Genomic DNA, 13,879 nt, shown 5'->3' with positions numbered 1-13,879 from the left:
TCAGCCCGTTCGGAAAGAGAAATCCAGCGTCGGCGCGGAGTGGGTCAGCGACCCCATCGAGATGATGTCCACGCCCGTTTCGGCGTAGGCCGGCACGTCCGCAACTGTGATACCGCCGCTAGCCTCGGTAAGCGCGTCGGAAGCAGACGTTGCCACTCTGTCGACGGCCCGCTCAGTTTCCGCGGGAGTCATGTTGTCGAGCAGGACGATGTCCGCGCCGGCCTCGGCGGCCCGCGGGGCGTCCGCCGGAGCTTCGACCTCCACGTCGAGTTTCGTGGCGAAGGACGCCCGCTCGCGGAAGTGCTCGATGGCGTCGACCAGTCCCATCTCGGCGACATGGTTGTCCTTGACCATCACCATGTGCGAGAGGTCCAGTCGATGGGTGTCGCCGCCGCCGGCCGCTACCGCTCGCTTCTCGATGCCGCGCAGGCCGGGAGTCGTCTTGCGCGTGCCGGCAATGCGGGGCGTGGAATCCGTCGCAGCCGATTCCGCCGCATCGACGGCGGCCCGCGTCTTCGTCGCCACGCCCGAGGCGTGGCCGGTGATATTCACGGCGACGCGCTCGCCGCGGAGGACCGACTGCGCGGGGCCGTCGACGCGAAGCACTACGTCGCCGGCATCGATGGCGTCCCCGGAGTCGACCGGTGTCTCAACCGCACAGTCCAGATACTCGAACACAGCGGTGGCGGCGTCGAGACCGGCGGCGACGCCGGACTCTTTCGCTACCAGCCGGCCCTCGGTCGTCCCGGGCACGTCGTTGGTCACGTCGTGGTGGCCCACGTCCTCGCGGAGCCACCGCTCGATGTCGCTATCGGCGAGCATCAGTCGGCCGTGGACTCCGGCGGTTCCTCACTCGCATCCACGAGGTTATGCGTACCGACGCTCTCCTCGTTCTCGGCGGCGTGGCGCGCGATCAACAGCGCGGTGACGCTGGCGTGGCGGAGTTCGTACAGCGAGCGGCTGGTCCGCGTGCGAACGTAGGCGTCGACTTCGCCCTTGAGCCGGCGGAGGACGGCCATCGCGCGCTGGAGGTCCGCGGGGTCCCGCTCGACGCCGACGTTCTCGTCCATCACGCGAGTCAGCCGCTGGAACTTGTCGCGGGCGAAGCGGTCGGGCAGATCCGGGTCGCGTTCGAGGAGTTCCGGCGCTTCGATTGGCTCCGGCTCGGCCCCGGCGGCGTCTTCGCCGGCGCGCAGGCCCCAGACCAACCCTTCGAGCAGGGAGGTGCTGGCGAGGCGGTTCGCGCCGTGGACGCCGGTTCGGGAGCATTCGCCGACGGCATAGAGCCGGTCCAGTGTCGTCCGACCGCGGTCGTCGACGCTGATGCCGCCACAGAGGAAGTGCTCGGCGGGCGCGACCGGAATGCCGTCTGTCCAGTCGATGCCGTACTCCTCGCAGTTGTCTGCAAGGTCTGGGAACTCTTCGACGAAGTTCAGGGGAGAGACATCCAGCGTGACCTCGCCGGTCGCCTCGCGCTCGGCTTTGACCGCCCGAGCCACCACATCGCGCGGCGCGAGTTCGGCGTCGGCGTGATAGTCGGGCATGAACCGCTCGCCCTTGCCGTTGCGCAGCAGGCCGCCCTCGCCGCGGACGGCTTCGCTGACGAGGAAGGCGACCTCAGCGCTACCGGAATTACCTTCGAGTACGCACGCCGTCGGATGGAACTGCACGTACTCCATACCTTCCACGTCGGCCCCGGCGAGTGCGGCCATCCCGATGCCGTCCCCGGTGGTATTGTCGGGGTTCGTCGTCCGCGGGTAGAGGTCGCCGATGCCGCCGGTCGCCAGCACGACGCTGCCGGCGAAGTACGGGTCGACCGCGCCGTCGGATTCGAGCATCGCGCCGTGGACACGACCCTCGTGACGGATGAGTTCGAGCGCGGCGGTGTCGTCCAGAATCTCCACGCTGTCGTGGTCGTCGATGTAATTCAGGAACGGGACGTGGATGTGCTTGCCAGTCGAGGCGTCGACGTGGAGGATGCGGTCCTCGCTGTGGGCGGCCTCGCGGGTGAAGTCGTGGTCGGAGCCGTTGTGGTCAAAGTCAATGTCGAGGGTGTCAAGCAGCACGTCCTCGACGGCTCCGTTGGCGTTCTCGACCAGCACGTCGACGGCGTCGGGGTCGGCAGTGCCGTCCGAAGCGGCCATGATGTCTTCTTTGAACTCTTCGGGGGTGTCCCGGGAGACTGCGATGCCGCCCTGGGCCCACCAGGATGAGGAGCCCTCCGGGCGGGTCGCCTTCGTGGCGAGCGTGACGTCGTCGCCTTCGCGGGCCGCAGACAGCGCCGCCGCCAGCCCGGCGATGCCGGAGCCGATGACCAGCACGTCCGTTGTAATCGGGTCGTCCGTCATGGTTAGATCTCCAGCATTCGGTCCATCGCGACCTGTGCCAGTTCCTTCTCCTCCGGCGCGACTTCGATGACGTTTCGCTCGCGGCCCTCGACCAGTTCCTCCAGCACCCACGCGAGGTAGTTCGGATCGATCTGACGCATGGCGTTGCAGTCCATGCAGGCATCGCCACACAGCGGCACGACGTTCACCTCGGGGTGCCACCGCTGGAGGTGGTGGGTGAGGTGAATTTCGGTGCCGATGGCCCACGTCTCGCCGGGGTCAGCCTCGGCGACGGACTCACAGATGGTCGAGGTGGAGCCGGCCACATCGGCGGCCTCGACGACCTCGCGGCGACACTCGGGGTGAACGATGATGTTCGCCTCGGGGTAGTCCTCGCGGATGGACTCGATGTGGTGCTCGCGGAAGCGCTCGTGGACCTGGCAGTACCCCTCCCAGAGGATGACGTCGTTTTCGACGGCGTCAGCGGCGTCGGTGCCCTCGGCGTCCCACGGGTCCCACTCGACGGTCTCGTCGGCCATGCCGAGCCGGTGGGCCGTGTTCTCACCGAGGTGCTTGTCGGGCAGGAACAGCACTTTGTCGCCCTTCTCGAAGGCGTACTCGAAGGCCTTGTGCGCGTTCGAGGAGGTACAGACCAGCCCGCCCTGCTCGGCGCAGAAGGCCTTCAGGTCGGCGTAGCTGTTCATGTACGTGATCGGGATGATATCTTCGTCGTCGTCGAGCGCCGCGGTCAGTTCCGCCCACGCGGCGTCGACCTGCAGCGCCTCGGCCATGCCGGCCATCGGGCAGGACGCCTCCATCGACGGGAGGATCACGGACTGGTCGTCGTCCGTGATGATGTCCGCGGATTCGGCCATGAACGTCACACCGCCGAAAATCACGTAGTCGGCGTCGGACTCGGCGGCCTCCTTCGAGAGCTGGTAGGAATCGCCGATGAAGTCGGCGTGTTCGACGATCTCCCGGCGCTGGTAGTTGTGGCCGAGGATGACCACGTCGTCACCGAGGGTATCGAGCGCGCTCTCGATGCGTTCGGTCCGCTCGTCCGCATCGAGGTCCCGGTACGCCGGCGGGAGCTGCTCGAGGTTGTCGTACTTGAAGAGGCTGAGGTCCGTCTCGAACGCTGCGGTTTCCATTTCGGGCACGATGTATCCACCTGTCGGTACTCACACTTCGGAGCTCTCCCGTGAAAAGATTTTATCTTCAAAGTCGGGGCTTGGTGGGCAAGGAGATTGTATACCTGGTATTGGAGGTAACTACAGTTCTGTTTCCGGTGTTGGTGGCCTATCGGGTTTTATATCCGGCTTTGGCGATCTAACTGCTTCTATATCCCGTACTGTCGAATTATGTTGTTTGTTACTGAGAAACAGGAAACGTGACGCGTCGATACTACCGTCTGTCGGACTTACTCGCCGGAATCGAACACGGTCTGGCCGTCGCTGACGGTCAGCGTGACGGCTACGTCCGAGATATCCGCATTCGGGACGTCCCACGGAGAGGCCGATAGCACGGCGAAATCCGCAACCGATCCCGGCGTAATCGTGCCCATCCGGTCCTCGTCGAAGCCCGCGTACGCGGCACCGCTGGTGTACGCCCGGAGTGCCTCGTCAACTGTCAGCCGCTGGTTCGACTCCGGCGCGGTGACGGACTGCTCGACGCCGTACAGCGGGGAAAGCGGCATACAGTCGCTCCCGAAGGCCAGTTGTGCGCCGGCATCCACGAGGTCGCGGAACCGGTTCGTCAGCGCGCGGCGCTCGCCGAGTCGCTCGTCGTACAGGCCGCCCGGCACCGCCCAGCGGTGGAAGTTCGGCTGCGCCGAAACGACCAGTGGCGACGCCGCCAGTCGCTCCGCCAGGTCGCCGGTGAGCACCTCGGCGTGTTCGACGCGGTGGCGCTCATCCGCGGCGTCGACTGATTCGATAGCCGAAAGCAGCGCGTCGATAGCCGCGTCGCCGATGGCGTGAGCGGCGAACTGGAGGCCCGCGTCGTCGACCGCTGACACGAGTTCCCGGAGGGCATCTGGGTCCGTTCGCCACTCGCCGACGCTGTCGCTGTCGGCGTACGGCTCCCGGAGCCGCGCGGTGCCGGCCCCGAGCGACCCGTCGATGTACGTCTTGATCGCGCCCGTTTGCACTCGGTCGCTCCCGTGGTTCGTCACCAGTCCGAGTTCCCGTATGGCGTCGAGGTGGTCTACCCAGTAGTTGAGCCGAATCCGCAGGGAGAGTGCGTCCTCGGTGTCTAGGTCGCGGTACACTCGCGGGGCGTGAGACTGCCGCACCATGTCGTGTACGGCGGTAATTCCCTTTGAGAGAGCCACCTCCTGTGCGGCCAGCAGGTACTCCCGGGTCTGCGTGTAGTCGGGCGCGATAGCGTCGAAGACGGCCTCGGCGGCTTCCTCGACGAGCACGCCAGTTGGTGCTCCGTCCTCGGTCCGAACGCCGTCGTCGGGCAGGTCCAGTACGTCCAGCGCGGCGTGGTTTACCGACACCGTATGGATATCCTCGCGCGCGGCCGCGACCGGGCGATCAGCGCTCACCCGGTCCAGCGTCGCCGCCTGCAGCAGGTCCCCGTCCCAGTCGCTCTCGTCGTAGCCAAACCCCAGTATCCAGCCCTCGCCGTCGTCGGCCGCCAGCAGCCGGTCGATGCAGTCGTCCGGGCCGTCCGCCTCGGCGAGGTCCGCCTCGACTGCACGCCGGCCGACGATGTCGAGGTGCGTGTGGGCGTCGACGAAGCCGGGCAACAGAACGCCACCGCGACAGTCGACGGTCTCGGCACCCGCGGTCGAGAGTTCGTTCGGGTCTCCGACGGCTGTGACAGTTCCGTTCGTCACTGCGACCGCCGATGCCGGACCGTCGCCGGACAGCGGCCGCACCTCACAGTTCGTGAATACGCGGTCGACCATACAAACTCGGCGAGCGGCGACTGCAAAACGCTTGGCCCGCCAAGAGCAACTGTTAGGAGTCCCGAAGCCACACCGGTCAGTATGACCGACTCCGACGCTACGGCGCTCGCGGAGCGCGTTCGTGACGGTGAGTTGCGGCTCTACGAACTGGAAGACCACGCCGACCCCGACGTTGCGGCGGCGGCCCGTAGACACCTGCTGGCCGAGGAGACCGGCGCGGATCTCTCGGCGGTCGGCGACTACACCTTCGACGCCGCTGACGCCGAGAGCAACATCGAGAACATGGTCGGTGCGGCGCAGGTCCCGATGGGCGTCGTCGGCCCGCTGCCCGTCGACGGCGGGGCCGCCGAGGGCGACCACCACCTCCCGCTGGCGACCAGCGAGGGCGCGCTGTTGGCCTCCGTCAACCGTGGTGTTTCGACCATCCGAAACGCCGGCGGCGCGACCGCTCGTGTGCTCAAATCCGGGATGACCCGCGCCCCGGTGTTCCGTGTCGAAGACGTGGCCGAGGCGGGCGAGGTGTCGGCCTGGGTCCGCGAGCACGTCGACGCTCTCGCCGACGCCGCCGAATCGACGACCAGCCACGGCGAACTGCAGGACGTGACGCCCTACGTCGTCGGCGACAGCGTCTTCCTGCGGTTCTCGTATGACACCAAAGACGCGATGGGGATGAACATGGCTACCATCGCGACGGAGGCGGCCTGCGACGTCGTCGAGTCCGAGACGCCGGCTGACCTCGTCGCGCTGTCGGGCAACCTCTGTTCGGATAAGAAGCCCGCCGCTATCAACGCTGTCGAGGGGCGCGGTCGGACTGTCGCCGCCGACGTACTCATCCCCCACGAGCAGGTCGAGGAGCGACTGGACACGACTTCCGACGCTATCGTCGAGGCAAATACCCGCAAGAACCTCGTCGGTTCGGCGAAGGCCGGCGCGCTGGGATTCAACGCCCACGCCGCCAACGTCGTCGCCGCGGCCTTCCTCGCGCTCGGGCAGGACATCGCGCAGGTGGTCGAGGGGAGCAACGCTATCACGACGGTCGACGCCCGGGAGGACGGCCTGTATGCCTCTGTCACCATTGCATCGCTGGAGGTCGGCACTGTCGGCGGCGGGACGGGTCTCCCCACGCAGTCCGAAGCGCTTGACGTGCTTGGCTACAGCGGCGGCGGCGACCCTGCTGGCAGTAACGCCGACGCGCTCGCGGAGGTCATCGCTGCTGGCGCGCTTGCTGGGGAACTCTCCCTGCTCGCGGCGCTCTCGTCTCGGCACCTTTCCTCGGCGCACGCCGACCTCGGGCGGTAGCCCCGGCTTCCCGGCGGCGCACTATCACTGCCGGCTCTGGCTTACCAGAAAGCCGGCCCCCGCAACGAGAACGATGACGCCAGCGAGCAGGAGCGCTTCCTGCCCGAGCAGCGGGCCGAGCACCAGCAGCGCCCACGCCACCGCGAACACGCCGTGGGCGATGGCGAACAGCCGTCGGCCGCGCCGGGCGAACACGACCGTCCCCAGCGCGAATCCGAGCGTGAGGACGACCGCCGAGAGCGCGACCGTGCTCACCCGTAGTGAACCCACAGCAACCGGCTCGACGACCGGCGTGAGCAAGAACAGCAATCCCGAGAGACCGACAAGCGTCCCGACCGCGACTGGGCCGGGCTCGAAGTCCAGCGTCGCGGTCATAGCAGCCGGTACTGCCCCCGGCTCTCCGATGCCTTGCCGGCGCGAACCAGCTTTGTCAGTGCCTTCCGGGTGTACGACGCCGGGACGCCGCGTTCCTCGGCGTAGGCCACGACATCATCCTCGGTCGGCTCGTCGAGGGTCCGCAACGCACTCAGGACGGTTTCCTTGCGGCTCGACCCGTCCGTCGCCCCCTGTTCGGTGCGCTCGGCGGCCGCCGACACGGCGTCTGTATCCACCCCCGAATCTTCGAGGTACGTCTCGTCGTCCACGCCCGCGTCGTCGACCTGGCGCTCCATCTCGGCGTAGGAATCCAACTCCGCGAAGGCGTCCCCCTCCCCCTGTCTGTTCGCCAGCATCGACGCCCGGACCTCTCGGGCGTGGGCCTCGTCGTCCGTTTCGACGAACTTCCGCCGCTTGGCGTGTTTCCGGCGCGTGCCACACCGCGGGCACTGTGTCGTCTCCGGCCGTCCCTCGGTGACCCACAGCGCGCTGCAATCACTACACCCGACGACCGCGTACATACCTCTCTGTCAGGGCCGGACGGTACTGAATCCACCGACAGGCGGCGCGACCACAGCGTGTGGATTAGGATCTCTATAACGAGTGTCACGGCGTCGATGCTCACCCCTGTCGGACGAACGCTTAGGTGGGCCGGGTACGACAGCATAGCGCATGAGGGAAGTACCACAGGCGGCCTGTGAGACAGTCGAAGCAGTCGACGGCGTTCACCTGACACAGTTGGCGGTCGGAGAGCAGATGAGCGTCCAGCAGTTCCACATCGACCCCGGTGCGGCCGTCCCGGAACACAGCCACCGCCACGAGCAGGTCGGCTACGTTGTGAAAGGGACCTTTACCTTCCACGTCAACGGCGAGGAGTACGTCATCGGCCCCGGCGACTCCTACGTGGTCCCGAGTGAGGAGCCACACGAAGCGCGCAACGACGGCGAGGAACCGGTCCGGGGTATCGACGTGTTCAGTCCGCCCAGATCGAACCCGGACTGGCAGGACTAGCCACAACTGTTTGGGGCCGGCGGCCGTAGCGCAATCAATGACGCGAGCAGTGGCTGCTGTCGTGACGCTCGCGCTCGTACTCGCCGGGTGCTCGGGCTTCGTCCAGCAGGACAGTCCCGAAACAGTCACGCCGGCAGCGGTGCCGACCGATGGGGCCGGCTATCCGCCGGGTGTGAGCGACGAGGCTGTGGTGCCGTCAGTGCTGGCCAGCGCCCACGCGCGGACGCTCGCGACGACGAACTACACGCTGGCCACCCGCCAGCGGGTCACTGACAGCAACGGAACGGTACTCCGGCGGTCTAACCACACACGCCACGTCGCGGCGAACAAGACAACGTATGCCGGGCAGTTCCGCCAGAACGGCACTGAACTGAACACTTTCACGACCCGCATTGACTACTGGACCAACGGCTCCATCGTCGCGGCCCGGTACGACGAGCGAGCGAACCGGCCCCAGCGGGTCAAGTGGACTGTCCGCGACGACGGCCCGGTCTCGGACCTCTCGGAGCGCCGGATGATACGTGGTATCGGGGAAGCTATCGATCTCTCCGTTGCCGACCGGAGCGACGGCGGCGTCGTCCTCGTCGGCACCCGTTTCACGGACCCTGGCAGGCTCAGTACACCGCTGTTCGTGAGCGACCCTCGCAACGTCTCCGTCCGACTCCGCGTCAGTCACGACGGTACCGTCTCGGCGCTTCGGCTGGCATTCGATGCCGAACGGAGCGACCAGCAGGTCCGTGTCACGCAATACCTGCGGCTACGAAACGTCGGGTCTACGACAGTGACACAGCCGAAGTGGGTCGCGAATACGACCCAGCGGTCGCTTCAGGAATAACCGCCCGTAACGAACAAATTCAGGCGCTACCGAGCGCGGGCAGGACTCGGCGTGAGGCGAGCATATAGCCGGCGTACAGGAGAACCAGTCCAATATAAACCTCCCAGATAGCGAGCGCAGAAATACCGCCGGACAGATCGGCGAGAGCGGCCTGTTCGGTGAGTGCTCCTCCTACGGTTAGCCCAGCAGCGAGGAGCGTCGAGAGCAGGAGTTCGAGTAGCTCTGGAATCGATTCTGAAACCATGTATGCGCAGATATCAGTGTCAACCCGCATGTAGCTCTTTCGATCCGAGAGAGCTTAGTAGGCCCACGAGAACGGGCCTGTATGAGCCAAAACTGGAACGCTGACTACGCGACACTCGCAAAGCGCGGGTTCATGCTCGGGGCGGGGCTGTTCCTCCTCGGCATCGCGGGGGAAGTCGCCGGAAGCGCCGTTCTCGGGACGCTCCCCGCCTGGGGCGACACGCTGCTGGTCGACATGGAAATGCTCGGTATTCTCGTCGGCCTCCTCTCGCCGCTCGTGTTCGGTGTGGTCCTTCCGCTGACCGAGTAACCCTTCTCTGACGGATACGCTCGATAGAACGACTCCCGAGCTACGGCCTCGTTCTCCCGACAGCACGACCGCTCGTCTCGCCAGTCCCGGCTGTTGTGCGCGATAAAAAATGGAGAGTTTGGGTGATCTGCGCGACTCGCTTACGCGAGCTTCTCTATATTCTCGACGACCTTCTCGGCGAACTCGCTGGTGGCGAGCTTCGTGCCGCCCTCGATCTGGCGTTCGAGATCGTAGGTGACGTTCCCGGAGGAGATCGTCTCCTCGACGGCGTCGCGAACGAGCTGGCCGGCGTCCTTCCAGCCCATGTATTCGAGCATGAGGCGGCCGGAGAGGATCATCGCGGTCGGGTTGACCTTGTCCTCGCCGGCGTACTTCGGGGCGGAGCCGTGGACCGGCTCTGCGAGACAGCGGGCCGAGCCGAAGTTCGCGCCGGGAGCGATGCCGAGCCCGCCGATCTGTGCGCCGGCGGCGTCGGACATGTAGTCCCCGTTCAGGTTCATCGTCGCGATGACGTCGTACTCGTCGGTGCGAGTCAGGAGCTGCTGGAGCATGTTGTCGGCGATGCGGTCGTTGACAACGAGCGCGTCCTCGGGCGCTTCGCCGTCGTACTCGTCCCACAGCTCGTCCTCGGTGATGACGTTCTCGCCGTACTCCTCTTCGGCGACCTCGTAGCCCCAGTCACGGAAGGCGCCCTCGGTGAACTTCATGATGTTGCCCTTGTGGACCAGCGTGACGCTGTCGCGGTCCTCTTCGAGGGCGTAGTCGATGGCCTCGCGGACGAGGCGCTTGGTCCCGAACTCGGTGATCGGCTTGACGCCGATGCCGACCGGGCCGTCGTGGATGGTTTCGTCGAAGTTCATCTCGTCCTCGACGAACTCCTTGACCTCCTCGACTTCGTCGGTGCCGGCCTCCCACTCGATGCCGGCGTAGACGTCCTCGGTGTTCTCCCGGAAGGTGACCATGTCCATCTCCCCGGGGTCCTTGACCGGCGACGGGACGCCGTCGATGTGGTAGGTCGGGCGGACGTTCGCGTAGAGGTCGAGCGTCTTCCGGAGCGCGACGTTGAGCGAGCGGAAGCCGGCCCCGACCGGGGTCGTCAGCGGGCCCTTGATGGCGACGTTGAACTCCTTGATCGCCTCGACGGTGTCGTCGGGGAGGTTCTCGTCGTACTTGTCCCGGGCGGACTGGCCGGCGTAGACGCGCATCCAGGAGATGTCACGACCGGTGGCGTTCGCGGCGGCTTCGAGCACCTTCTGTGCGGCCGGACCGACGTCCGTCCCGATACCGTCCCCGTGAATGATGGGGATGATCGGGTTCTCCGGAACGTCGAGTTCGTCGTCCTCCGTGACCTGAATCTGCTGTCCCTCGTCGGGAACCTCCACTTTGTCGTAATCGTAGCCCATATTCCGCCAATTGACAGTCGCCCCTAAAGGCGTGCCGCTTTGCCTCAGATGTGGTAACACAGTGCGTAAAGAAAGGGCTGCGACCGCATGCCGGCACGTCACTATCGCTATAGCCGGAGGTCATATGCCTTTCGTCTGTCAACAGGTCTGCATGCACGTCATCGTCCACGGCGGCGCGGGCAGTCCACCGGAGTCACCGGCCACTCGGCAGGAAACACTCACCGACGCCGCTGAACGGGCAACGGCGGCGGAGGGTCCGATGGACGCGGTGCTGGCCGCGCTTCGACCGCTCGAATCCGATCCGGCGTTCAACGCCGGCGTCGGTGGGGCCGTCCAGAGCGACGGCGAGGTCCGGACCGACGCTGGACTGATGACCGACGCCGGCCAGGTCGGGGCGGCGTGTGCAATGTCTGGCGTTGTACACGCCACGGATGTGGCCCACAGTGTGGGAACCGAGACGCCACACGTCTTGCTGGCCGGTAACGAGGCCGTCGATTTCGCGGCAGGCATGGGTGTCGACACCGGTCACGACCTCACGACGGCGGAGACGAGACAGCGATACGAGGATACGGACCCACCCGACGGTGGCCCCGCCGACCATCTCGAATGGGTCCGTACGCATTTCGGCGGCACTGACACCGTCGGCGCGGTTGCGACCGACGGGGACCGGCTTGCGGCAGCGACGTCGACCGCCGGGCGATGGTTTGCACTGGCCGGTCGGGTCGGCGACGTCCCGCAGGTCGGCGCTGGGTTCTACGCGGACGACCGCGGCGGCGCGAGCGCGACCGGCGAAGGGGAAGCCATCGCCCGGTTCGGCCTGGCCCGCCACGCCGTCGAACTGCTCGACACGTACGGCCCGCGACAGGCCGCCGAGGAAGCAATCGCGGCGTTCGAGGACGCCACCGGCGGGCGTGCCGGCGTGATCGTGCTCGACCACGCCGGTCACACCGGGGCCGAACGCAACACCGCCGCGATGCAGACCGCGACGAGATAGCCAGAGGGAAACCCCTTTGCCCGCGACCGACTAACCGGCGTGCATGACTGACGTGGACTTCGATTCCGAGCAGTACGAGAAATGCCGCGAAGCGGGCGAGATTCTGGCACAGGTGCGCGACGAGGCGGCCGAGCGCGTCGAGGTGGGCGTCTCCCATCTCGAAGTCGCTCAGTGGGCCGAGGACAAAATCAAGGAGTTGGGCGGCAAGCCGGCGTTCCCGGTGAACATCTCTATCGACGAGGAGGCGGCCCACGCCACGCCCGAGCGCGACGACGACGCCACCTTCGGCGAGGAGATGGTCAACCTCGACATCGGCGTCCACGTCGACGGGTGGCTCGCCGACACCGCCGTGACGGTCGACCTCTCCGGGCAGGACGAACTCGCCGAAGCGCCCGCCGAGGCCCTGGACGCCGCGCTGGACGTTGCCGGCCCCGGCGTCGACGTGGGCCAGATCGGCGCGGCCGTCGAGGAGGTCATCGAGGGGTACGGCTACAACCCCGTCGTGAACCTCACCGGCCACGGACTCGGTCACTGGGAGCAGCACACGTCACCGAACATCCCGAACCGCGAGGTGGCACAGGGCGCGACGCTCAACGTGGGCGACGTGGTCGCTATCGAGCCGTTCGCCACTGACGGCCGCGGCAAGGTGCAGGAAGGGGCCGATGAGGAGATTTTCGCCCTCGAACGGGAAGGGTCAGTCCGGAACCGGCAGGCCCGACAGGTCCTCGAACAGATCACCGAGGAGTACCGTACGCTGCCGTTCGCCGCCCGCTGGCTTGACTCGCCGCGAGCGGAGATGGCGCTTCGCCGGCTGAAACAGCAGGACATCATCCACGGCTATCCGGTACTCAAAGAGCAGGACGGCGCGTACGTCAGTCAGAAGGAACACACCGTTATCATCACCGAGGACGGCTGTGAAGTGACGACCCGTTCGCGGTAGCGTGAACACCGGCTTCGAACCCGCTGGACTGACACCGGACTCCGCTTCTTGAGCATCCACAGCGACATCTCTCTGTGGCCGGTGTGAAAGGGTGTGATGGGTGGGGTGTGTGGCCACGCAGTCAAAGACCGCGTGGCGTATGGAAACGGTGGGGTGGGGGGTGTGTGGCCACGCAGTCAAAGACCGCGTGGCGTACTGAAACGGTGGGGTGGGGGTGGGGTGTGTGGGATGGTCAGGCGTTGTTCATCCGCGTGGACGTGGTTGTGCCACAGATCTGACACTCGCTGACCCGATACGGCTCTCGGGAAAACGCCGCGTTCTCGCGTTTATCGGACTCTGTCTGTATCTGGACACGCACGGCGTGCGGTGTCTCGCGGTCACACGTCGAACAGTGTTCAGCCATGTCAACGCCGTCGTTTATCGCTGCCATCCCGCCTGATACAAGCCGGGTAAGGAGTATAAAAACCACCTTCAGTTCTGGTCCGTTCAGCACTGTTTATCGCCAGATAGCGGCCGATTTTTTCGGATTGCTGCCTTAGAGAAGACGAGAATGTTTAAAAGTCTCTCTAAGGCTATAGAATCCGGTCTACGACCGTGAACGGCCAACACTTTTATATACTTCTTTCGCAGTATCAGTCCTGTCGTTTTTGCTGGTGGGTCGACAACTGGCGGTATGGACAAGGTGTTCGCGCCGTGGCGCATCGAGTGGGTCGAACGCGAGGAGACGAACCCCGACGTCGACTGCGTGTTCTGTGCGTTTCAAGCGGGGGACGACGACCGGGCGAACAACCTCGTGGCACGAAGCGACCACGCCTTCGTCCTCCTGAACAACTACCCGTACAACCCCGGGCATGTGATGGTCATTCCCCACACCCACACCGGCGAGTACGGCGACCTCGACGACGAAACCCTGCTCGATCACGCCCGGCTGAAACAGCGGACGTTCGACGCCCTCGAAACGGCGCTGTCCCCGGACGCGTTCAACGCGGGGCTGAACCTCGGTGGCTCTGCGGCCGGCGGGTCGATTGACGACCACCTCCATACTCACGTCGTCCCGCGGTGGAACGGCGACACCAATTTCATGCCGGTCATCAGTGATACGAAAGTCATCGTCGAGGCCGTCGAAGAGACGTACGACCGGCTCTACGCTGCGTTCGCATCACAGGACGGGACAACCGCTCCTGACGACGGGGCTGTCCGCATCAATTGAGGCGGTCGCGGGGAA

General features: G+C 65.9%; 16 protein-coding genes. 7 read left to right on the top strand and 9 right to left on the bottom strand.

The window, feature by feature from the left end:
• From nadC to VI234_RS09975, 4 genes are all read right to left on the bottom strand, one after another.
• Nucleotides 1–822, bottom strand: coding sequence for a carboxylating nicotinate-nucleotide diphosphorylase (gene nadC / locus VI234_RS09990; RefSeq protein WP_336329890.1), 822 nt, complete (start codon nucleotides 820–822; stop codon nucleotides 1–3).
• Complete coding sequence (locus VI234_RS09985) at nucleotides 822–2,348, bottom strand: L-aspartate oxidase (RefSeq protein WP_336329889.1); 1,527 nt, start codon at nucleotides 2,346–2,348, stop codon at nucleotides 822–824. Before VI234_RS09985 ends, nadC begins: the two co-directional genes overlap by 1 nt.
• A 2-nt stretch (nucleotides 2,349–2,350) precedes the next feature.
• Nucleotides 2,351–3,478 carry a quinolinate synthase NadA gene (nadA, locus tag VI234_RS09980; RefSeq protein ID WP_336329925.1) on the bottom strand — a complete coding sequence of 376 codons (1,128 nt, stop codon included), beginning with the start codon at nucleotides 3,476–3,478 and terminating at the stop codon, nucleotides 2,351–2,353.
• Between the two features lie 269 nt (nucleotides 3,479–3,747).
• Nucleotides 3,748–5,244 carry an amidohydrolase gene (locus VI234_RS09975; protein WP_336329888.1) on the bottom strand — a complete coding sequence of 499 codons (1,497 nt, stop codon included), beginning with the start codon at nucleotides 5,242–5,244 and terminating at the stop codon, nucleotides 3,748–3,750.
• 81 nt (nucleotides 5,245–5,325) lie between these two features.
• Here VI234_RS09975 and hmgA point away from each other — a divergent pair, with 81 nt between their 5' ends.
• Nucleotides 5,326–6,543, top strand: coding sequence for a hydroxymethylglutaryl-CoA reductase (NADPH) (gene hmgA, locus VI234_RS09970; RefSeq protein WP_008310710.1), 1,218 nt, complete (start codon nucleotides 5,326–5,328; stop codon nucleotides 6,541–6,543).
• A 24-nt stretch (nucleotides 6,544–6,567) separates the two neighbouring features.
• Here the strand turns inward: hmgA and VI234_RS09965 are convergent, their stop codons facing one another.
• Both VI234_RS09965 and VI234_RS09960 read right to left on the bottom strand, forming a co-directional pair.
• Entirely contained in the window at nucleotides 6,568–6,918 is a 351-nt protein-coding gene (locus tag VI234_RS09965) for a hypothetical protein (RefSeq protein WP_008310708.1), read from the bottom strand.
• Nucleotides 6,915–7,439 (bottom strand): DUF5817 domain-containing protein, encoded by a 525-nt coding sequence (locus VI234_RS09960; RefSeq protein ID WP_336329887.1) that lies wholly within the window; start codon nucleotides 7,437–7,439, stop codon nucleotides 6,915–6,917. Before VI234_RS09960 ends, VI234_RS09965 begins: the two co-directional genes overlap by 4 nt.
• A 151-nt stretch (nucleotides 7,440–7,590) precedes the next feature.
• Between VI234_RS09960 and VI234_RS09955 the strand changes: the two genes are divergently transcribed.
• Together VI234_RS09955 and VI234_RS09950 are read left to right on the top strand one after the other, a co-directional pair.
• Complete coding sequence (locus VI234_RS09955; RefSeq protein ID WP_008310705.1) at nucleotides 7,591–7,929, top strand: cupin domain-containing protein; 339 nt, start codon at nucleotides 7,591–7,593, stop codon at nucleotides 7,927–7,929.
• Between the two features lie 37 nt (nucleotides 7,930–7,966).
• Nucleotides 7,967–8,764 carry a hypothetical protein gene (locus VI234_RS09950; protein ID WP_336329886.1) on the top strand — a complete coding sequence of 266 codons (798 nt, stop codon included), beginning with the start codon at nucleotides 7,967–7,969 and terminating at the stop codon, nucleotides 8,762–8,764.
• A gap of 19 nt (nucleotides 8,765–8,783) precedes the next feature.
• Here the strand turns inward: VI234_RS09950 and VI234_RS09945 are convergent, their stop codons facing one another.
• Nucleotides 8,784–9,008, bottom strand: coding sequence for a hypothetical protein (locus VI234_RS09945; protein WP_008310700.1), 225 nt, complete (start codon nucleotides 9,006–9,008; stop codon nucleotides 8,784–8,786).
• 81 nt (nucleotides 9,009–9,089) lie between these two features.
• Between VI234_RS09945 and VI234_RS09940 the strand changes: the two genes are divergently transcribed.
• Nucleotides 9,090–9,317: a DUF7860 family protein gene (locus VI234_RS09940; RefSeq protein WP_008310699.1), complete on the top strand. Its 228-nt coding sequence runs from the start codon at nucleotides 9,090–9,092 to the stop codon at nucleotides 9,315–9,317.
• 140 nt (nucleotides 9,318–9,457) lie between these two features.
• Here VI234_RS09940 and icd read toward each other — a convergent pair whose 3' ends face one another.
• On the bottom strand, nucleotides 9,458–10,720 hold the full coding sequence (icd, locus tag VI234_RS09935) for an isocitrate dehydrogenase (NADP(+)) (protein WP_008310697.1): 1,263 nt from the start codon (nucleotides 10,718–10,720) through the stop codon (nucleotides 9,458–9,460).
• 151 nt (nucleotides 10,721–10,871) lie between these two features.
• Here icd and VI234_RS09930 point away from each other — a divergent pair, with 151 nt between their 5' ends.
• Both VI234_RS09930 and map read left to right on the top strand, forming a co-directional pair.
• A complete protein-coding gene (locus VI234_RS09930; RefSeq protein ID WP_336329924.1) occupies nucleotides 10,872–11,714 on the top strand; it encodes an isoaspartyl peptidase/L-asparaginase in 843 nt (280 codons plus the stop codon).
• A gap of 43 nt (nucleotides 11,715–11,757) precedes the next feature.
• Nucleotides 11,758–12,654: a type II methionyl aminopeptidase gene (gene map, locus VI234_RS09925; protein ID WP_336329885.1), complete on the top strand. Its 897-nt coding sequence runs from the start codon at nucleotides 11,758–11,760 to the stop codon at nucleotides 12,652–12,654.
• 232 nt (nucleotides 12,655–12,886) lie between these two features.
• On the opposite strand, the gene VI234_RS09920 is transcribed toward map, so the two are convergent.
• Entirely contained in the window at nucleotides 12,887–13,084 is a 198-nt protein-coding gene (locus VI234_RS09920) for a DUF7835 family putative zinc beta-ribbon protein (protein ID WP_004518623.1), read from the bottom strand.
• Between the two features lie 243 nt (nucleotides 13,085–13,327).
• Between VI234_RS09920 and VI234_RS09915 the strand changes: the two genes are divergently transcribed.
• On the top strand, nucleotides 13,328–13,864 hold the full coding sequence (locus VI234_RS09915) for an HIT family protein (RefSeq protein WP_336329884.1): 537 nt from the start codon (nucleotides 13,328–13,330) through the stop codon (nucleotides 13,862–13,864).
• Nucleotides 13,865–13,879 lie beyond the last annotated feature (15 nt).

It is taken from the genome of Haloarcula sp. CGMCC 1.2071, from assembly GCF_037078445.1.
Classification (GTDB): Archaea; Halobacteriota; Halobacteria; order Halobacteriales; family Haloarculaceae; genus Haloarcula; species Haloarcula amylolytica.
The sequence above is the reverse complement of the archived record's forward strand: the minus strand, read 5'-3'. Positions and strand labels throughout refer to the sequence as shown.